The organism is Janthinobacterium sp. FT14W (genome assembly GCF_009208755.1).
Taxonomy (GTDB): domain Bacteria; phylum Pseudomonadota; class Gammaproteobacteria; order Burkholderiales; family Burkholderiaceae_D; genus Janthinobacterium; species Janthinobacterium violaceinigrum.
The window spans coordinates 24,796-45,364 of the sequence record NZ_WFLL01000046.1; the positions used below are offsets into that span (position 1 = coordinate 24,796).

Annotated in this window: 11 protein-coding genes and 1 pseudogene; 9 read left to right on the top strand and 3 right to left on the bottom strand. The window is 61.1% G+C overall.

Going from position 1 to position 20,569, the window contains the following annotated elements; all coding sequences use genetic code 11:
• The first annotated feature begins 258 nt into the window (after positions 1 to 258).
• Positions 259 to 1,323, top strand: a complete 1,065-nt coding sequence (gene aroG / locus GCN74_RS23555) for a 3-deoxy-7-phosphoheptulonate synthase AroG (protein ID WP_319633484.1) — start codon at positions 259 to 261, stop codon at positions 1,321 to 1,323.
• A 77-nt stretch (positions 1,324 to 1,400) separates the two neighbouring features.
• On the opposite strand, the gene GCN74_RS23560 is transcribed toward aroG, so the two are convergent.
• From GCN74_RS23560 to GCN74_RS23570, 3 genes are all read right to left on the bottom strand, one after another.
• Entirely contained in the window at positions 1,401 to 4,244 is a 2,844-nt protein-coding gene (locus GCN74_RS23560; RefSeq protein WP_152258915.1) for a TonB-dependent receptor domain-containing protein, read from the bottom strand.
• A 360-nt stretch (positions 4,245 to 4,604) separates the two neighbouring features.
• Positions 4,605 to 7,277, bottom strand: coding sequence for a TonB-dependent receptor (locus tag GCN74_RS23565; protein WP_152258916.1), 2,673 nt, complete (start codon positions 7,275 to 7,277; stop codon positions 4,605 to 4,607).
• A gap of 359 nt (positions 7,278 to 7,636) precedes the next feature.
• Positions 7,637 to 10,417, bottom strand: coding sequence for a TonB-dependent receptor (locus GCN74_RS23570; RefSeq protein WP_152258917.1), 2,781 nt, complete (start codon positions 10,415 to 10,417; stop codon positions 7,637 to 7,639).
• 621 nt (positions 10,418 to 11,038) lie between these two features.
• Between GCN74_RS23570 and GCN74_RS23575 the strand changes: the two genes are divergently transcribed.
• The 8 genes and pseudogenes from GCN74_RS23575 to GCN74_RS23610 all read left to right on the top strand — a co-directional run.
• A complete protein-coding gene (locus GCN74_RS23575) occupies positions 11,039 to 12,886 on the top strand; it encodes an ABC transporter substrate-binding protein (RefSeq protein ID WP_226939185.1) in 1,848 nt (615 codons plus the stop codon).
• Between the two features lie 28 nt (positions 12,887 to 12,914).
• Positions 12,915 to 13,853: an ABC transporter permease gene (locus tag GCN74_RS23580; protein WP_131374152.1), complete on the top strand. Its 939-nt coding sequence runs from the start codon at positions 12,915 to 12,917 to the stop codon at positions 13,851 to 13,853.
• Between the two features lie 6 nt (positions 13,854 to 13,859).
• Positions 13,860 to 14,978: an ABC transporter permease gene (locus GCN74_RS23585; protein ID WP_152258918.1), complete on the top strand. Its 1,119-nt coding sequence runs from the start codon at positions 13,860 to 13,862 to the stop codon at positions 14,976 to 14,978.
• A 9-nt stretch (positions 14,979 to 14,987) separates the two neighbouring features.
• On the top strand, positions 14,988 to 16,679 hold the full coding sequence (locus tag GCN74_RS23590; RefSeq protein WP_152258919.1) for an ABC transporter ATP-binding protein: 1,692 nt from the start codon (positions 14,988 to 14,990) through the stop codon (positions 16,677 to 16,679).
• A gap of 27 nt (positions 16,680 to 16,706) precedes the next feature.
• Positions 16,707 to 17,669, top strand: a complete 963-nt coding sequence (locus GCN74_RS23595; protein ID WP_152258920.1) for a VTT domain-containing protein — start codon at positions 16,707 to 16,709, stop codon at positions 17,667 to 17,669.
• 390 nt (positions 17,670 to 18,059) lie between these two features.
• Complete coding sequence (locus GCN74_RS23600; protein ID WP_152258921.1) at positions 18,060 to 19,079, top strand: glucokinase; 1,020 nt, start codon at positions 18,060 to 18,062, stop codon at positions 19,077 to 19,079.
• Between the two features lie 397 nt (positions 19,080 to 19,476).
• On the top strand, positions 19,477 to 20,271 hold the full coding sequence (scpB, locus tag GCN74_RS23605; protein WP_152258922.1) for an SMC-Scp complex subunit ScpB: 795 nt from the start codon (positions 19,477 to 19,479) through the stop codon (positions 20,269 to 20,271).
• Positions 20,264 to 20,569, top strand: a pseudogene (locus tag GCN74_RS23610) (23S rRNA pseudouridylate synthase B); the annotation flags it as partial. The gene scpB and the pseudogene GCN74_RS23610, both read left to right, overlap by 8 nt.

A 20,569-nucleotide genomic window follows, 5' to 3' on the forward strand; every position in this document is an offset into this window, starting at 1 on the left:
GGCTTTGCCGACAAATATGCTTGCCAACCCTTGCAATTTAGGTTTATAGTCGTTCATCACTTACGGATGACTCGCATGTTCGCTCGCCACTTTTTTACCGCCTATTTTTACTTTAGCAATTCCAACCCAAAGGCGGTGGAGTAGCGGTCGGTTCACGTAGCAGCAAAACGAGATCCCAGCAAATTCTAAAAAACCGCCACCGATGGCGGTTTTTTTTTACCCAGATGTTTTACCCTTCCTTAAATTTTGGAGAAAATAATGCCCCGCACCGATGATTTGCGTATTCGCGAAATGAAGGAATTGACTCCGCCGTCCCACCTGATCCGCGAATTTGCCTGCTCGGAGCAAGCCGAACAGACCGCTGCCAGCGCCCGTATTGCCCTGCACCGTATCCTGCACGGCCAGGACGACCGCCTGATGGTGGTGATCGGCCCCTGCTCCATCCACGATACGAAGGCGGCCATGGAATATGCGCACCTGCTGGTCAAGGAGCGCGCGCGTTTCGCCGGCGAACTGGAAATCGTCATGCGCGTGTACTTCGAGAAGCCGCGCACCACGGTGGGCTGGAAGGGGCTGATCAATGATCCGTACATGGACAACAGCTTCCGCATCAACGATGGCCTGCGCATGGCGCGTGAACTGCTGCGCGATATCAATGAGCTGGGCTTGCCTGCCGGCACCGAGTTCCTCGACGTCATCAGCCCGCAATACATCGCCGACCTGATCAGCTGGGGTGCCATCGGCGCGCGCACGACGGAGTCGCAGGTGCACCGCGAGCTGGCGTCGGGACTGTCGTGTCCGGTCGGCTTCAAGAATGGCACGGATGGCAATGTGAAAATCGCCGTGGAAGCCATCAAGGCCGCCTCGCAGCCGCACCATTTCCTGTCCGTCACGAAGGGCGGCCACTCGGCTATCGTCTCGACCAACGGCAACGAAGACTGCCACATCATCCTGCGTGGCGGTAAAACCCCCAACTATGACGCGGCCAGCGTGGACGAAGCATGCAAGGCCATCGCGGCGCAGGGCCTGGCGGCACGCCTGATGATCGACGCCTCGCATGCGAACAGCTCGAAAAAGCCGGAAAACCAGATCCCCGTGTGCGCCGACATCGCCAGCCAGGTGGCAGGCGGCGATGGCCGCATCGTTGGCGTGATGGTGGAGTCGCACCTGGTGGCGGGGCGCCAGGATTTGATCCCGGGCAAGGAATTGATCTATGGCCAGTCCGTCACGGACGGCTGCATCGACTGGAGCGCCAGCGTGGCCGTGCTGGAAAACCTGGCGGCGGCCGTCAGGCAGCGCCGCTTGCAGGGCGACGCGGAATAAAGTGGCGCGCAGCATGAAAAAAAGCCCGGAAAGCTAAGCTTTCCGGGCTTTTTCAGTTTTCAGCCGATGTAATCAGCTTAGAACTTGTAGGAACCGCTCAGGTAGAACTGGCGGCCCAGGGCGCTCGAGTACGATGGGTTGTAGCCCACTTGATGCGAACCCGTGTTACGCAGGGTGAACGGCGGATTGCGGTCGAACATGTTCAAGATGCCGCCCGTGATTTCCACGTTCTTCATCGGACGGTAAGCCGTCTGGAAGTCGAAGGTGGTGTAGCTCGGCACTTCCAGCTGGATGCCATAGCATTCGCCAGGGCTGCCGGCCACGATCACGGCGCAATCGTCGGCCGTCTGTTCCTTGTCCGTATAGCCGTTGCGGTAGCTGGCGCTCAGCGTATGCGTGAACTTGGCTGTCTCATACGTGCTGGTGGCGCGGATGATGTTGCGGAAGCTGACCTTGTCGTTCGAACCGTAGCGATTCAGGCTGGTTTCCCATTGATCGTTGGTGCCTGGCGTCGTGTAGCGCGAGCGCAGCAGATAGGTACCCATCAGGCGGCTCGTCAGGCGGCCGTCCAGCAGCTTCATCTTGTGGGTGAAATCGTAGTCGATACCGCGGTTTTCCACTTTGCCGATGTTGATCGGCAGCAGTTTGACGGCCAGCACGTCCTTGCCCGTCGAGCTGATGTGCTTGGTGGTGAACAGGTCGGCATACTTGGCTGGATTGTTGAAGATCAAGCCTTCGGAAACCGACGTCACCTGGTCGTTGATCTGCACGTTCCACAGGTCGAACGACATCGACAGGCTGTCGATCGGCTCGAACACGGTGCCGATGCTCCATTGCTTCGATGTTTCCGGCTTCAGGTCAGGATTGCCGCCCTGGAAGGCTTCGAATTGCTGGCGTACCACGCCGTCGCAATAGCTGGCCAGCGGATGGCCGCCCATGCCGTTCGCTGCCGTCAGCGGGCATTGGTAGTTACCACCGGTGACGCCCCAGTCTTCCAGCGGGCCGGCGATTTCCTGCATGCTGGCGGCGCGGAAGCCGGTGCCGGCAGCAGCGCGGAACATCACGTTTTTGGTCGCCGAGTACTTGCCGCTGATTTTCCAGGTGGTGGCGTTTTCTTTCTTGCCTACCGTCTTGCCCGTCAGCTTGTCATCGATGGCGCCGATCTGGTCATAACGCAGCGAACCCGTCATTTCCAGTTTTTTCGAGATTGGCAGCATCAGTTCGGCATACGCGCCAGCGTTGTCGCGTGCGTATTCGCTGTCGACTTGCTGGTTGTCAAACAGGATTTGCGCCTGCTTGGCGACGTCCGCCTGTTGCACCTTGTACGAGGTGTTGCGGTAGTCGGCGCCCACGCCCAGCATGGCCGTGCCGCCCGGCAGCGAAAACACGGGACGCGAAGCGCGGCCGTCGATGCCCTTCATTTCCACGGTTTGCGTGTTGTAGGTGCCGCTGAAACCCGTGCCCAGCAGGGCCTGGCGCATGGCGTCAGGCATGGAGCCCACCGGGTAGGCAAACGGGTCGATATTGCCGGCCGCGACTTGCGCGTCGAACTTGTCGGCCAGGGGGAAGCCGCTGACATATTCCTGCGTCTGCTTGTTTTTCGAGTACGTCACGGCCGAGTTGATATCCCAGCCGAATGCATTGCCGTCGACACCGGCGACGATATGCGTGGCCTTGGTGCCATAGTCGTACACGCGGTTGCCCATTTCCGACAGGCGGTATTTGGCGACGGCGCCCGTGGCGTTGGCCAGTTGCGCCGGCGTCAGGTTCGGCGCCAGGTATTTGTTGAACAGGGGCGAGCCGACGTCGACGGAAAAGTCGGCGGGGTACGGTGCGATGCTGGCGATGACGCGCGCTTCCGTGTAGGCCAGGTCATAGAAACCCTGGAAGCCGGTCTTGCCCAGCTTGACGGTACCCGAGCTGAAGATGGCGTCGCGCTTCGATTCGGGATTGATTTCGATGGTCGATGGCGAATCGAAGTAGCAGTTGCCGTCGCCATAGAAGTCCATGTTGCTGGCGGCGCACTTGCCGCCATGGGCCAGCGCATATGGATTCAGGTTGACGTTGTCGACGAAGGGCTTGCCCGTTTTCGGATTGATGACGACTGCGCCGGTCACCGGATCGGTGCGGTTGTAATCGACAGTGGCATTGCCTGGCGCCGAGCGCGACGAGCCATTGATGAATTGCAGTGCCTGGCCGGTCTTCGGATCGTTGAAATTGATGATGCCGCTTTTAGCGAAGCTGCGCTGCGATGCTTTCAGCGATTTTTGTTCGTCATGGCTGGCCGACACGAAGATGCTGTAGCCGTCTTCGTCGATATCGCCGAAGCCCTTGCTGATCGAAATCGAATTGCTGGCGCCGCCTTTTTCTTCGGGACGCGAGTACTTGGCGTTGATTTCCAGCGGCGATGCGCCTTTTTTCAGGATGAAGTTGACCACGCCGGCGATGGCGTCGGCGCCGTACAGGGCCGATGCGCCGTCCGTCAGCACTTCCACGCGCTCGATGGCCGACAGGGGGATCGAGTTCAGGTCGATGGTGGTGCCCGAATTGGATGGGGCAATACGACGGCCGTTCAGCAGCACCAGCGTGTAGGCTGCGCCGATATCGTGGATCGAGGCCGTGGTGACGCCGCCGCCGCCGCCGCCAACCGAATCGGCGGCCACGGAGAAGCCCTGCATCGCAGGAATTTGCTGGATGAAATCGGTAACCGTGGTGACGCCCGTTTTCTTGATGTCTTTCTGGTTGAACGACTGCACGGGCAGCGACGCTTCGGAAGCGATGCGCTTGATGCTCGAACCCGTGACTTCCACGCGTTGCATGGTGCCATCTGTTGTTTCTTGCGCATACGCGGCGTGCATGCTCAGGGCCATGCCGCCAGCAAACATCAGGCGCAGCGACCGCGATATTACATTTTCTATCATTATCTGAAATTCCTTGTTATTGTGATAAAGGCGGCAATTATTTTGAAATAACTTGTTGCTTACTAACAATTTATTTGCCCTTTTACAAATCCGCCAACAAAAATTCTGTAAATTTTCGGGGCCCTCATCAAAACATTCACGATTCAGATTGTCAATTTCGTGCGGATTTTTTGGACGAAATGCAACAATTTCCTGCTTTTTTTGTAATCCTTCAGTAATAAAATATCGTGAACCCTTGTCAGCGGTGCTCAGATGCGTAAAATAAAACGGCGCACATCATCGCTGATGGCGCCGCCCTTGCTACCGCTGGCAAATGCTTGCCAGTGCTGCCTGTCTGATGTCGTTTCCCGCCATTTCCCCTTAAAACGTATAGCTGCCGCGCAAGTACCAGGCGCGCCCGATCGGGTCCGTGTAGCGCGGGTCATAGCCTTTCTGGAACAAGGTGCCCTGGTTCGAGAACGGTGGTTCCTTGTCGAACAGGTTTTTCACGCCCGCCGTCAGCAGCAAGCCTTGCCACGCGTAGCTGCCCGACACGTTCAGCAGGCTGTAGGACGGCACGTCGTGGCGGTACTGCGGCTCCACCTGGTTCTGATCCGTGTAGCCGGACTTGAACGATTGCGACACGGTGGCGCCCCAGTTGCCCATGCGCCAGTTCAGCGCCGCCGTATGTTTCCAGCGGAACACGGGATTGTTGTCCGCATAGCGGCCCACGTTGGCGATGAATTGGCCGCCGCGCTCGTTCTGGTAGTCATACTTGTGGGTCCACGTGCCGTCGACCGATACGCTGAAATCGCCATACGCGCCACGGCCCAGGCGCGCATTCAGGCTGACGTCGATGCCGTCGGTTTTCACTTCGCCGAGGTTGTCGTTCAAGTCCAGGATGGCGTAGGGTGAACCGTCGGGATTGCGCAGGAACAAGGCCTTGTATTTTTCGTAGTTGCCGTAGATGGATTGTTCGGGCAAGGAGGAAATCTTGTCCTTCAGGTGAATGTTCCAGTAATCGATGGCGACCGTGACTTCCTTGATCGGCTCGAGCACGAGGCCGACGGCGAAGGTAGTGGATTTTTCCGGTTTCAGCTTCTCATTGCCGCCTTGCAGCTTGAACTGTTGCAAGTCGCAATCGCGCAGGGGATTGGCGCCCGGCTGCGGCACGCCGCCGGGGCACAAAATCGGGTCGTCGTAGGAATCGTTGGTGTCGTTCTTCGACGGTGGCGCATTTTTCTCGAACAGCGTGGGCGCGCGGAAACCCGTGCTGGCCGAGCCGCGCAGCACCAGCGCGCTGCTGGCCTGGTAGCGCAGGGCCAGCTTGGGATTGGTGGTGCTGCCCACGTCGCTGTAATGGTCGAAACGGGCGGCCAGCTGTACTTCCAGGTCTTTGATCAGCGGCAAGTTGACTTCGCCGAAGACGGCCTGGATCGTGCGCGAACCATTTTTCGACAGCGAGCCGGACAAGCCGGAACTGGCGGCCTGGCCGGCGATGTCGCGGTTGACATTGAAGTCGGCCTTTTCGCGCCGCACTTCGCCACCGAGCGCGATGGCCAGCGGGCCGCCGGCCAGCTGCATCAGCTCGCGGCTGCCCTTGATGTCGAAGCCCGTGGTGGTGACCTTGGCGTTCTGCACCTCGCCGCGCAGGGCCGTGCCGGCGAGGTAAGCCTTGCCGGCCGCATCCTGCACGCCGAACGGGTTGAGGATGCCGTTCAGCACGCCAGCGGCAAAACCCGCATCCTGCACATAGCCGTTGGTGAATTGCTCCGACGACTTGCTGATCGCATGGCTCAGCCCCGTCTTGTAATCCCAGCCGGCCAGTTCGCCTTCCAGGGCCAGCACCAGGCGGTCCGCCTTGCCGTCCGAATCGATCTGCCGCTGCCCAGCCTCGACGGGACGCCAGTTCACGCTCAGGGGCTGGCCCGACAAGCCGGGCTGGGCCGGCACGCCGCCCGCGTTGCCCGGATAATATTTGCTGGTATTGGGCAAGATCAAACCCGTTTGCGGCGGCGGCGCCGTGCGCGCCTTGACCTTGTTTTCCGAATGCAGGTATTCCACCGTGGCCAGGTGGCCGCCACCGAGCTTGAAGGCGCCCTTGCCGAAGAAGGCGACCTGTTCCTGCGCCGGCAAGTCGTCGATCTGCCGCGTGTAGTCCTGGCGGCAGGTGCCGTTTGCCGGCACGGCCGGCACCGACAGGGGCGGCAGGCAGCCGCTGGCCGCGTACGGATTGCCGGCCAGGCCCTTGCCGCCGTTGGCCGCCGCATCGAAGTAGTTGCCGGGGAAGGTCGTGCCGCTGGTAATGGACAGGCCCCGCGCGGGGACGATGCCCGTTGCCGAAAAAGCGCGGTCTTGCGAGGTCAGCACATTTTGCTTGTGGTAGTCGAGCACGCCGAACAGGTTGTAGCCGTCCGTGTCGAGCTTGCCGAAGCCCGTCGACAGGTTGATGCGGTGCTCGCCGCCGCCCTTGTGTTCGGGAGCGACGGCCTCGGCGGTGATATTCGTGACGTTGACGGAGCGCTTCGTGATGAAGTTGATGACGCCGCCGATGGCGTCCGTGCCGTAGATGGCCGAGGCGCCGTCGCGCAGCACTTCGACGCGCTCCAGGGCGGCGATGGGAATGATGTTCAGGTCGACGCTGGCACCGTCATACGGATGGTTGGCGATGCGCCGGCCGTTGAGCAGCACCAGGGTCTTGTCGCCGCCCAGGCCCCGCAAGTCGGCGCTGGCCTGGCCGCCCGTGGGCAAGCCGCTGGTATTGCCGCCGACGGCATTGCCGCTGCCCATGCTGGAGGAATTCGAGGGGATCTTGCCGAGCACTTCCTGGGCCGTCGTCAGGCCCTGTTTTGCAAAATCCTCGGCCTTGAAGATGGACAGCGGCGTGGCCGTTTCCGAGACGAGGCGCTTGATGGAGGAACCGGTGACTTCGACGCGCTGCATGCTGGTGTCGCTGACTTCTTGCGCCAGCACCTGCTGGCTGAGCAAGCCGGCGGCGAGTCCGCTGGCGCAGATCAAACGGATGGAACGGGACAAGCGTCTTTCTCTGATCATGTTCAAGACTCCTGGAAAAGCGGTTGGCTAGAAGGGCAAGAACGGCTGCGCTGGTTGGCGCACCGAGAACATTGAAAAGTATTGATATCTTTTCAAGCGATCCACTGTAATGAGCTGTAAAAGTCCTTGTCAACATGGCAAACAGGTTTGTGTGCCTAAACAACGCAGTGCATCATGGGTACTGATTTAGAACAAAGAAGGTGCATTTTGTGCCCCATTTTTGACGCGGCCGCTATCTCCACCCTCGCGGGCAAAATAAAAACGCCCGTTGCAGTGCAACGGGCGCTGGGGGGATGGCAAGGCGATAGTGACCTGGCCTTGCCGATACTCAGGCTGCGCTTGGCAGCCTGGGCGGACGCTTAGAAGAACTTGTAGCTGGCGCCCAGTTTGAAGTAGCGGCCGATGGCGCCGCTGGCGTCCATCGGGTTGTAGCTCATGCCGCCGTAGGTCAGCGGGTCGAGCGGCGCGATCTTGTCGGTCACGTTGTTGATCGAGGCAAACAGTTGCAACTGCTTGCTGTAGTTCCAACGGGTCGACAGGTCGAGCGTGGTGAACGAAGCCAGCTTGCAACCGTTCGGCGCCGGGGTGCCGTTCGCCAGTTTGGAGGCGCAAGGGTCGCCTTCGAACTTGATATTTTTCATATCCGAACGGTAGTTCAGCACGCCGCTGACATTCCAGTTGCCCAGGTCCCACGAGCCGGTGACATTGATCTTGTCCTTCGGCGTGCCGGCGCAGTTCGACGTATCGCAGTTGCCGTGCGTGCCGGCAAACTGGTAGCGCACGGTGGCCGACTCGGCCCGCACCCACGAAGCGATGTGGGTCCAGGTCAGGCCGAACGTGGCGCGGCCGTAGTCGCCCAGGCGCACCCGTTGCTTGACGTCCAGGTCGATGCCCTTGATCTCCGTGTAGCTGGAGTTGCGGTACGGCGCCTTGGTGATCAGCAGGGTGCCCGTGTTCGGCGTGACGACGCCGTTGATGGTCAGGTTGTTGTCGGCACGGATGGCTGTCGGCAGGGCGGCCGCTTCGTTGTACGGCAGGGGATTGATCTCGTTTTCACGCTTGATCTTCCAGCCGTCCAGCGACAGGCTGGTATCGTTGAACGGATCCCACACGATGCCCAGGGTGTAGCCCTTGGATTTTTCCGGTTTCAGGTTCGGGTCGCCGATCTTGACGGCCGCCACTTGCAGTTCGCAGTCGCTGGCATTGGCGCCAGGCAATTGCTTGCCACCGGGGCAGCGCACGGGATCGCTGACGGTCGAGGTGCCCGTCGATTGCGAATTCGCATTGCTTTCAGCAGGGCCCGGTGCGCGGAAGCCTTCCGAGTACGTGCCGCGCACGGCGAAGGTCTTGACGGGCGTCCACTTGGCGCCCAGTTTCGGCGTGGTCGACGAGAAACGGTCATATTTGTCGTAACGCAAGGCGCCGGACAATTCCACCGTCTTGATCACGGGCGCCAGCACTTCCAGGAAGACGGCCGAGACTTTGCTGTCGCCCTTGGCGGCCACATAGCTGGAGTTGATGGAACCGTTTTCCGTACCCGACAACGATGGATTGTCGAGCTTGTCGCGTCGGTGTTCCGCACCCACGGCCAGGCCCAGGGCGCCGCCCGGCAATTGCATCAGTTCGCGCGACGCCTTGAAGTCGATGATGTCGAGCTTGGTGGTGGAGTCGGACGTGGCGTTGGTCACCATGGCCGCGTACAGCGAGGCCGGATTCTTGTTTGCCTGTGCGCCGATGTAGTACGGGAAATATTTGCTGTTCGGATTGCCCAGGGCATCCTTGACGACGGCCATGTTCAGCATGTTGCTGTAATCGAGGTGCAGCTTCGATTCCGAATGCGTGTAGCCGGCATCGTAGTCCCAGCCCATGGCATTGCCCTTGACGCCGAGCACGATGCGGTTGAACTCATTGTTGGCCTGGCGCGTGCTGGCGCCCACGTCGAAGGCCTGGTAGCGCACGCGCACGGGCACGCCATAGGGATTTTGCGGATGGTTGGCGGCCAGCACGATGGTGGTGCCGGCGCCAGAACCGTAGTTGATGACGCCGGTCGGGCTGGTGGCGTTGGGCGGGAAGGCGATGGTGGGCGTGACCGATGGCGGTATCAGCGTAAACGCCGTGTCGCGCTTCGAGTAGCCCGCTTCCGCATACACCTGGGTGTCGGCATTGACTTGCCAGGTGCCGCGCGTGTACAGGTTGACCGATTCGATCTTCGGCTGCATCGAGCGGAACTGGTCGTGGTGCCACAGACAGCCGCCCTTCGGATCTTGCGGTGAAGACACGGACAAGCTGGAGCAGCCGGGCAGCGACACATAGTTGTTGGTGACGGGGTCGCGGATCAGGCCCGTGGGCGCCGCATTCGCATCGTTGGTGCCGTTGATGTAGCCGCCGGCGAACTGGGTGTTGATGGCGTAGCCATACGGACGCAGGTCGGCCTTGCCTATCCATTTGCGGCCGGAGCGCTCATTGTTCATCAGCATGTCCGATTTGGTGTATTCGGCATTGACGACAAAGTTGTATTTGTCCGTGTCCAGGTTGCCCTTGCCGAAGGTCAGCGAGGCGCGGTGCTGCTTGGCGTCGCTGTCGCCGGAGATGCCCGTGTCGCCTTTCAGGGTCAGGCCTTCGAAGTCCTTGCGCAGGATGATGTTGACGACGCCGGCGATGGCGTCGGCGCCGTAGGTGGACGAGGCGCCATCTTTGAGGATCTCGATGCGCTCGACGATCTGCATCGGCACCGTCGACAGGTCGGTGAAGCTTTTCTGGCCGTCATCGGCACGCGCGAATGGCGCCATGCGGCGGCCGTTCAGCAAGACCAGGGTCGATGTGGCGCCCAGGCCGCGCAGCGAGATGGCCGTGGAACCGGCCGCAAAGCCGTTGCCGAAACCCGTCGGCAAAGAGCCCGCGCCATCGGCGGTCAGGGTTTGCAGGTATTCGGCCACGGTGGCCTTGCCCGATTTCATCAGGTCGTCGCGGGTGATGAGCTGTACCGGTGACGCGGTCTCGGCCGTGGCTCGTTTGATGCTCGATCCGGTAATTTCCACACGTTGTACATTGGCATCTTGCGCCATTGCCGGCACAGCCATCATGCCAAGGCTGACCGCTGCTACGCTACCTGAAAAGATCAGGCGTACGGAGCGGGACATAACTGTTTCCATCATCATTCTCAAAACTCCGAAAGTAAGTTCGGCTGGCCGGTTTGCGACACAACCTCGCTAGGCTAAAAAAGATTGCTGCGTCGGCAATCGCTGTGGATCAAACGGCAGACTGTGAGTTGCCGTGACTGATAAGACCACTTGCCGAGAAAGCTTGTCAACGCCGGGATGTGACATTTCAACATGGAAACAACAGTGTTTTTTGCTATGTTGCGATGTTTTAAAAATGGCTTTTTTTCAATGCTGCGCTGCGATATATGCTTTCCGCCGGCGTATTGAAATGGCGCTCATTCGTGGACGTAAGGGTTTCTACCAATACGTTTTTTTGCGGCGCCGATCCAGCTATGTTGCGTTGCGGAAAATGTTCGCAACGCCGCGAGCGATCCTTGCCGCGCGTTGCGCGCATGCTGCGGCTTTTTGCCCGGCGAACAGAATATGCGTTATCGTTACGCCTTTTTCCAGCTCGCCAGGACAGCGGCGCGACTGGCGGAAAACAAGGCATAGATCTTGCGAGGATGGACTGGTTTTGGCGGTGGAATCCTGTATCCCAGGGGGAAGCCAGTACAAGCGCACCAATACGGTGCGACAGATAATCGAGATGAAGGGTATTACATGAAGTCACCATGGATGCGGCGCGTGGCGCTGCTCGCCTGCCTGGCCACCCTGCCGCTGGCGGCCACTGCCGTTGCTGCGGATGCCGCCCCTGCCGCGCCGGTCAAAACCTTGCGCTATATCCTGCCGGCCGCCGAGACGGGCTTCGATCCCGCTACCGCGCGCGACCTGTATTCGAACCACATCACGCAGGCCGTCTTCGACACCCTGTACACCTACGATTACCTGGCGCGCCCCGTCAAGGTGGTGCCCGGCGCGGCGGCCGCCATGCCGGAAGTGTCCGCCGACGGCAAGACCTACACCATCCGCCTGAAAAAAGGCATCCTGTACACGCCCGACGCCGCGTTCGGCGGCAAGCGCCGCGAACTGACGATGGCCGATTATGTGTATTCGTGGAAGCGCCTGTTCGACCCGCGCCTGGCTTCGCCGCACAGCTGGCTGTTCGAAGGCAAGGTGGTGGGCCTGGACGACCTGGCGAAGGACGCGGCCAAGTCGAACAAGCTCGATTACAGCAAGAAAGTGGCCGGCCTGGAAATCCTCGACCCGTACACCCTGCGCATCTCGCTGACCAAGACGGATTTCAATTTCCCCATGATCCTCGCCTACGTGCCGACGGCCGCCGTGGCGCGTGAAGTGGTGGACAAGTATGGCGACGTGAAGGGCGAAGTGGGCTCGAATCCCGTGGGTACCGGCTACTACACCTTGGGCGAATGGACGCGCGGCAACCGCATCGTCCTGAACCGCAACCCGCAGCACTTGCCCGAGACGTGGAATTTCCTGGCCGGCGACGACCCGGACGACCAGCGCATCGTGCGCCAGATGCAGGGCAAGCGCATACCCGCCATCGACCGCATCGAAATTTCCGTGATGATCGAAGACCAGTCGCGCTGGCTGTCCTTCCAGAGCGGCGGCACGGACGTGTTCTGGCTCGACGGTCCGCTGGCGCCGAAAGCACTGCTCAACGGCAAGCTGCGTCCCGAGCTGGCGGAGAAGGGCGTGCAACTGTCGCGCCTGCTGGACCCGGAGATCAGCTATTACTACTGGAACATGGAAGACCCCACCCTCGGCGGCTTCAGCAAGGAAAAGATCGCGCTGCGCCGCGCCATTGCCATGGCGCACAATATCGATGAAGAAATCCGCATCATCTGGAATGGCCAGGCCAAGCGCCTCGACTATCCGATCCCGCCCGGCGTCGTCGGCTACGATCCGCACTACAAGAGCCTGCTGCAATACGATCCCGTGCTGGCCAACAAATTGCTCGATAAATTCGGCTACAAGAAGGGCGCCGATGGCTGGCGCACTCTGCCTGACGGCAAGCCTTTGCTGATCCGCTACGCTTCGCGCAACGAGGCGAACGGCGTGCTGCAGGCGGAAATGTGGCGCAAGACCTACAACTCGCTGGGCATCCGCATGGAAAACGACCGCATGATCTTTTCCGATATCTTAAAAACGGAAAAGCAGTGCAAGATGCAGACGCGCACGGCGCCATGGCTGGCCGACTATCCGGACGGCGACAATTTCATGCAGCTGTTCTATGGCCCGAACACGCACCAGAACAACAACGGCTGCTACCAGGACCCGGAATACGATAAATGGTACGCGGCCAGCCAGGCCATGCCGGCCAGCCCCGAGCGCGACGAGCTGTTCCACAAGATGGCGCGCCGCCTGGAAGTGAATGCGGGCGCCCTGATCGGCTATGCGCGCTACCGCAACATGCTGGCGCAAAAGTCGGTGCTCGGCTACAAGAAGCACCCGATCCTGTTCCAGGAATGGGCGTACATGGATATCGACAGCACGGGGGCACCCGTGGTTGCCGCGCCAGCCCCTGCGGCCTCGGCCAATAAATAAGCAGCGCTTATAACAACAAGGAATCATTATGTTCGCTTATATCCTGCGCCGCTTGTGGCAGATGCTGCCCACCATGCTGGGCGTGGTCTTGCTGGTGTTTATCCTGTTCAACTGGGTGGGCGGCGACCCCGCCTACATCCTGGCCGGCAAGATGTCTAGCGCGGAAAGCATCGCCAACATCCGCCGCCAGCTGGGCGTCGACCAGCCGTACTACGTGCAGCTGTGGATCTTTATCAAGCAGATCGTCACCTTTGACTTCGGCCAAAGCTGGGCCACGGGCGAAACCGTGTCGCACATCATCACTTCGCGCCTGGGGCCGTCCATGATGGTGCTGATCCCGCTGACCGTGCTGGAAACGTTTTTCGGCGTGGCGCTGGCGCTGGCCATCGCCTTCGTGCGCGGTTCGCTGACGGACCGCGCCGTCATGATCGCCTGCACGGTGGGCATGTCGATTTCCATCCTCGTCTACATCATCGTCTTCCAGTACGGCTTCGCGTATAAATTGGGCCTGTTCCCCGTGCAGGGCTGGGGCGACAGCTTCTGGGAAAACCTGCTGCGCTATTCCACCTTGCCCATCCTGATCGGCCTGGCCGTGTCCATCGCACCCACCCTGCGCCTGTTCCGCACCTTCGTGCTGGACGAGGCGAACCAGGATTACGTGCGCACGGCGCGCGCCAAGGGCTTGAAGGAGGGCCGCATCATGTGGGTGCACGTGCTGCGCAACGCCGCCATTCCCATCATTACCTATGTGATGTCGAACTTGCCGGCCCTGCTGATCGGCGCTTTCCTGCTCGAGCGCTTCTTCGGCATCCCCGGCATCGGGCGTGAAGTGATCCTGGCTGTCGAGCGCAGCGACTTTCCGGTGATCAAGGCGATCACCGTGTATGTTGCCGCCGCCACCATGCTCTTCAACCTGCTCACCGACCTGCTGTACCAGGCGGTCGACCCTCGCGTACAACTGAAGTAGAAAGAGATGATGTCGAAACCTCATACTTCGCCCGGCCTGTGGGCCCTGGCGTGGCGCCGTTTGCGCGGCGACAAGATTGCAATGGTATCGCTGGCCGTGGTCGGCGCGTTTTTCCTGCTGGTGCTGGCGTCCGCCAGCGGCCTGGTGGCGGCGAACTGGGAAGATGAAGTGGCCGTCAGCTATGCGCCGCCCACCTTCGTCGGCGCCGACAAGGACGCGGCCGCGGCCGGCGACGGGGCCATTCCCCTGGCCGACGAGCGCAGCGCGCCCACACCCGTCAACGTGCTCGATCCGCTGGCCGACGATATCGCCGAATTGCGCGCCGAGTTGAAAAGCGATCCGTCCGCCGGCGTGGACATGTATGGCGTGGCGGACCCGCTGGCCGACGACTTGACGGCCTTGCGCGCCGGCATGGGCAAGGCCAGGAAACTCGTCACGCACAAGGCGGCGACACTGCCGTTCGGCGCCGACAAGTGGGGCCATGACATCCTCCAGAAAACCATCAAGGGCGGCGAAACGTCGATCGTGGTGGGCCTGGTGGCAGCCTTGCTGGCCGTCGTGCTGGGCACGCTGTTTGGCGCCGTGTCCGGCTACTTCGGCGGCATGGTCGATGACTTCTTCAACTGGTTCTACAGCATCTTCACGTCGATTCCGTCGATCCTGATGATCTTGACTGTGGCGGCCGTGCTGCAGCAGAAGGGCGTGCTGACCATCGTGCTGATCCTGGGGTTGACGGGCTGGACGGGACCGTACCGTTTGATCCGCGCCGAATACATCAAGCACAAGGCGCGCGAATACGTGATGGCGGCCGATGCCATCGGCGCTACGCACTGGCGCAAGATGTTCTCGCACATCTTCCCCAATGTGAGCCACGTGGCGCTGGTGCAGATGTCGATTCTGGTGGTGGGCTTCATCAAGGCGGAAGTGATCCTGAGCTTCCTGGGCTTTGGTGTGCCGGTGGGTACCGTGTCGTGGGGCAGCATGCTCAACGAGGCACAAAATGAACTGATCCTGGGCAAATGGTGGCAGCTGACGGCCGCCGCCACGGCGATGGCCGTGCTGGTGACGGCGTTCTCGCTGTTTACCGATGCCTTGCGCGATGCGCTCGACCCCAAAGTGAAATAGGAGTTGCTCATGGACCAGAATAACCTGTTGGAAGTGCGCGACCTGCGCGTCACTTTCCGCCTGGACAAGAAGACCACGTTCGAAGCCGTCAAGGGCATCTCGTTCAACGTGCCGCGCAACAGCACCGTCGCGCTGGTGGGCGAATCGGGCAGCGGCAAGTCCGTCAGCTCCCTGGCCGTGATGGGCTTGCTGCCGCCGGATAACACCATTATCGATCCCGGGTCCAGCATCCATTTCGGCGGACGCAATTTGCTGGACCTGTCTATCGCCGAGCGGCGCACCATGTGCGGCAAGGATATCTCGATGATCTTCCAGGAGCCGATGTCGTCCTTGAACCCCGTGTTTACGGTGGGTTTCCAGATCGCCGAAGTGCTGCGCCAGCACATGGGCATGAACCGCAAGCAGGCGCGGGCCCGCACCCTGGAACTGCTCGAGGAAGTGGGCATACCCGACCCGGCCACGAAGATCGACGCCTACCCGAGCCAGATGTCGGGCGGCCAGCAGCAGCGCGTGATGATCGCCATGGCGATTGCCTGCGAACCGAAGCTGCTGATTGCGGACGAGCCGACGACGGCGCTGGACGTGACGATCCAGAAGCAGATCATGGACCTGATCGCGGCGCTGCAAAAGAAGCACCAGATGTCCGTGCTGTTCATTACCCACGACCTGGGCCTGGTGGGCGAAATTGCCGACCAGGTGATCGTCATGCGCCACGGCGAAGTGCGCGAGACGGGCGAGGTGCGCCAGGTCTTCGAAGCGCCGCAGGACAGTTATACCAAGGCCCTGCTGCATTGCCGCCCGTCCCTGGACGAGCGGCCGTGGCGTTTGCCCGTCATCGCCGATTATATGGAAGGCAAGGCCGGCCCCGGCGTCGAGGTAAAGCAGCGCACGCGCGGCTACAGCCCGGGCGACGAGCCCGTGCTGGTGGTGAATAACTTGAGCAAGAGCTTTTATACGCGCGAAGGCCTGTTCGGCAAGCGCGAATTCCAGGCCGTCAAGGATGTGTCGTTTACTTTGCCGCGTGGCAAGACCCTGGGCGTGGTGGGCGAATCCGGTTCCGGCAAGACGACGGTGGGCCTGACCCTGCTGCGCTTGCACCAGGCGACGGGCGGCACGGCCATGTTCCACGGCAAGGACCTGATCGCCATGCCGAACAGGGAATACCTGCCGTATAAGCGCCGCATCCAGATCATCTTCCAGAATCCGTACGCTTCGCTGAACCCCCGCTTTACGGTGGGACAGATCTTGCTCGAGCCTATGCGCATCCACAAGATCGGCGCCGACGACAAGGAGCGCATCGCCAAGGCCTACTGGCTGCTGGACAAGGTGGGCTTGCCGGAGCAGGCTTTCCACCGCTATCCGCACGAGTTTTCCGGCGGCCAGCGGCAGCGCATCGCCATTGCCCGCTGCCTGACCATGCAGCCGGAAATTCTGGTGTGCGACGAATCCGTGTCGGCGCTGGACGTGTCCGTGCAGGCGCAGGTGCTGAACCTGCTGCAGGATCTGCAGGATGAATTCGGCCTGTCCTACATCTTCATTTCGCACGATTTATCGGTGGTGAAATACATCGCCGACCAGGTGATGGTGATGCACAAGGGGCAGGTGGTGGAGCTGGCCGATTCGGATGAGCTGTACCGCAATCCCGTGCATCCGTACACGCGTACCTTGCTGAGCGCCATCCCGAAGGGCGTGCAAATATAAACACGCTTTTGCGGTAAGATAGCGCCCATGCCCAACCTCATTTACCTGCTCGAACATTACGGTGTGCTGATTGTCTTTGGCATCGTGCTGGTGGAGCAGCTCGGCCTGCCGATTCCCGCCTTTCCCATCCTCGTGGTGGCGGGGGCGCTGGCCGTCGACGGCGACATGAATGGGGGACTGGTGCTGGCCGCCGCGCTGGGCGCCTGCCTGATCAGCGACTTCACGTGGTTCCGCGCGGGCCGCCATTTCGGCAAGCGCATCCTGCGGCTGCTGTGCCGCATCTCGCTGTCGCCCGATTACTGCGTCAGCCAGACGGAAGACAAATTCAAGCGCTGGGGCCCGAAAGCCCTGGTCGTCTCCAAGTTCGTGCCGGGATTCAATACCGTGGCCGCGCCCATGTCGGGCGCGCTGGGCACGCCGCCGGGCCAGTTTTTCCTGTACGCGGGCCTGGGCGCCTTGCTGTGGAGCGGCACGGGCATCGTCGTCGGCGTGATTTTCCATGCCAGCGTGCAGCAGGTGCTCGACTTGCTCAGCACCATGGGCAGTACGGCCTTGCTGATGCTGGCCACCTTGCTGGGCCTGTTCCTGCTGTACAAATTCCTCGAGCGCCGGCGTTTCCGCCAGGCCTTGCAGATCGAGCGCATCGGCATCGATGAATTGCTGGACCTGATCGAGCAGGGCGAAGAACCGCTGATGGTCGACGCGCGCAGTGCCACGGCGCAGGCGCTGGAACCGGCCGTGCCGGGCGCCTTGTTCTTCAATGGCAAGGAACCGGTGCCGGCCATGATCGCCATGGACAAGGACCGCCACATCATCGTGTATTGCAGCTGTCCCAACGACGTGACGGCCGCGCAGGTGGCCAAGCTGCTGCACCAGCACGGCTTTCACCGGGCCAAGCCACTGCATGGCGGCCTCGATGCGTGGAATGCCGCCTACCGCTCGGACCAGCCGGCGCCCGCCAGCCTGCTGGGCGAAGGCTTGCCCTCCTGATCCGCACTGCCGCCGGCACGCCAGGCCGGCAGTAAAAAGCCGCAGTAAAAACCGGTAGTAATAATACGAAAACACCATCGCCGGGCTGACCGGACGGCAGCGCGACAGCCGCACCGCCACGGATAAAGCGGCTTTGCGCAAACTCCGGCATACTTTGCTTTCAAGGCGATTTCTGCTGCTGTGCAGCATGGTTTTCGTGTGCCCGCCGAGTGCAAGTGCTTACTATAAATCATTGTTTATGAGCAACTTTGGCCTTGCCTGTTGCATTTGGAGTGGAACTACCAATAAAGGCTTGTTTTGATGTACTTAAACTACAAACTTTGCTTGCCTCCGGGCGCATTCATCCTTTAAGCTTGGCGTCCCATGCGTCCCACTTCATCATTTAAAATCATGAGCGCTTCGTCTACACCCGTACTGCCGACTTCCGCCTTTGCCGATGGACCGCGCCTGCTGGCCGACGTGGGCGGCACGAATGCCCGTTTCGCCCTGGAAGTGGCCGCCGGCCACATCACCCTGGTGGAAGTGCTGCCCTGTGCCGATTACCCGAGCCTGTCAGCCGCCCTGCAAGCCTACCTGGCCCTGCCGCACATCGCTGCCGCGGGCGGACAAGCCGTACGCCATGCCATGATCGCCATCGCCAACCCGGTCGACGGCGATTTCCTCAGCATGACGAACCATCACTGGTCGTTCTCGATCCGCGCCATGCGCGAAGAGTGCGGTTTCACGACCCTGGACGTGGTCAACGATTTCACGGCCCTGGCGCGCGCCTTGCCGCAGCTGTCGAGCGAGCAGAAGCATCAGATCGGCGCGGGCACGGCCCGTCCGAACACGGCCATCGGTTTGATCGGCGCCGGCACGGGCCTGGGCGTGTCGGGCCTGATTCCGTCGCACGGCGGCTGGATCGCCCTGCAAAGCGAAGGCGGCCACGTCAGCTTTGCGCCGTTCAACGAAGTGGAAGTGAGCATTCTGCAATTTGCCTGGCGCGAATATGAACACGTCTCGGCCGAACGCCTGATTTCCGGCGATGGCCTGGAACTGATCTACCGCGCGCTGGCCGACCGCGCGGGCGTGCCGGCCGAAGACTTGCCGGCGGCGGAGATCACGCGCCGCGCGCTGGCCGGCGAATCGCAGCTGTGCGACGACGTCATCGAAGCGTTCTGCTGCATGCTGGGCACGGTGGCGGGCAACGTCGCCGTCACCCTGGGCGCGCTGGGCGGTATCTATATAGGCGGCGGCATCGTGCCACGCCTGGGCGCGCGCTTCGACCGCTCCGGCTTCCGCGCCCGTTTCGAACGCAAGGGCCGCTTCGCCAATTATGTGTCGCAAGTGCCCACCTTCGTCATCACGGCGCAGTACCCAGCTTTCCTGGGCGCATCGGCCATTCTCTCGGAGAAACTCGCCTCCCTGTGATGCGGGGAGCGGGCGATGTGTCGCGCCAGGACCGGGTAAAACGCGTGTTTTACCCGGTTTTGCGCTTTTCCGCTTTTTATCAGGTACAATTGGCATCGTTGGATGAAACGACGACTGTCGCTCTCCGGTCTGGCTGTTTGGCCGCCACGGGAGAAGCAGCTGCTCCGGAGTTCGTTTCATTGCTGGTTATTTAAGGCCAGCACCATGGATGGCAGGACTTTCACTGCATCCGCTTTAGTCCCGCTTTGCGCGCATCGGCCAAGGCGTCGGAAAAACAGCCTCAACTAGTAACCCAGCACGGCGTCATCATGATGTCTGCCATCTGTTACGTTGAAATGAACGTTTTTGATTTCTTTCTCTGCATACGAATTGCAACACACATCCGCACAGAATTGCTATGAATACAATTGAGGCTAAAAAAGTCCTCGAAACCGCGTTGCTGTGCGCTCGTGAATCGCTGACGATCCACAGCCTGAAAAAGCTGTTCGTCGATGCGGACGAGAATGGTCGCGTGCGCGGTGTCGGCGTCGGTGCCGACACGATCAAGCAATTGCTGGAAGAGTTGCGGCAGGAGTGGGAAGGGCGCGGCATCGAGATCGTCAGTCTGGCCTCGGGCTGGCGCTTTCAAAGCCGCCCGGAAATGAAGATGTATCTCGATCGCATGACGCCCGAGCGGCCGCCCAAGTATTCGCGGGCGACCCTGGAAACCCTGGCCATCATCGCCTACCGCCAGCCGGTGACGCGCGGCGATATCGAAGAGATTCGCGGCGTTGCCGTCAATTCGCAGACGATCAAGATGCTGGAAGACCGCGGCTGGGTCGATGCCATCGGCTACCGCGACGTGGTGGGACGGCCGGCCTTGCTGGCCACCACCAAGCAGTTTTTGGATGACCTGGGTTTGCATTCGCTGTCCCAGCTGCCGCCGTTGCAGCAAATCAGCGAGATGCAGGGCAATGGGCTCGAAGCCCTGGAAGCGGCCCTGCAGGAAAATTTTGATAAAGCAAGCAATGAGCTTGCCCACCAGCTTGGTGCAGGTAGCAATACGGCTGTGACAGATGTAGATGTGACAGCAAGCCTTGATGCCGGCCCCGATGCTTCGCCCTCGGACGAAGCCTACACTCACGACCCTGCGCCAGAACTAACGGTTGACGCTGCGCCAGGTCAGCACAGCCAAGAAACGAAGAATGAATAATCCGAACACACCCGAGACAGTAACCGCCAGCGACGAAGCCGTCGTTGCCAAGCCCAAGCGCCGCACCAAGGCCCAGATCGAAGCTGATGCGGCCGCTGCCGCCGCTGCCGGCGACACCGTCGCTGCCAAACCGAAGCGCCGCACGAAAGCCGACGTGGCCGCCGATGCGCCTGTCGCCGCTGCTGGCGATGCTGCTGAAGCTGCGCCAGCGGCCAAGAAAACCCGCGCCAAGCCGGCCCTGAAAGCCGTGGCCGACGCCCCGGAAGCCGCTGCCGAGGCCGTTGCCGCGCCAGCGCCG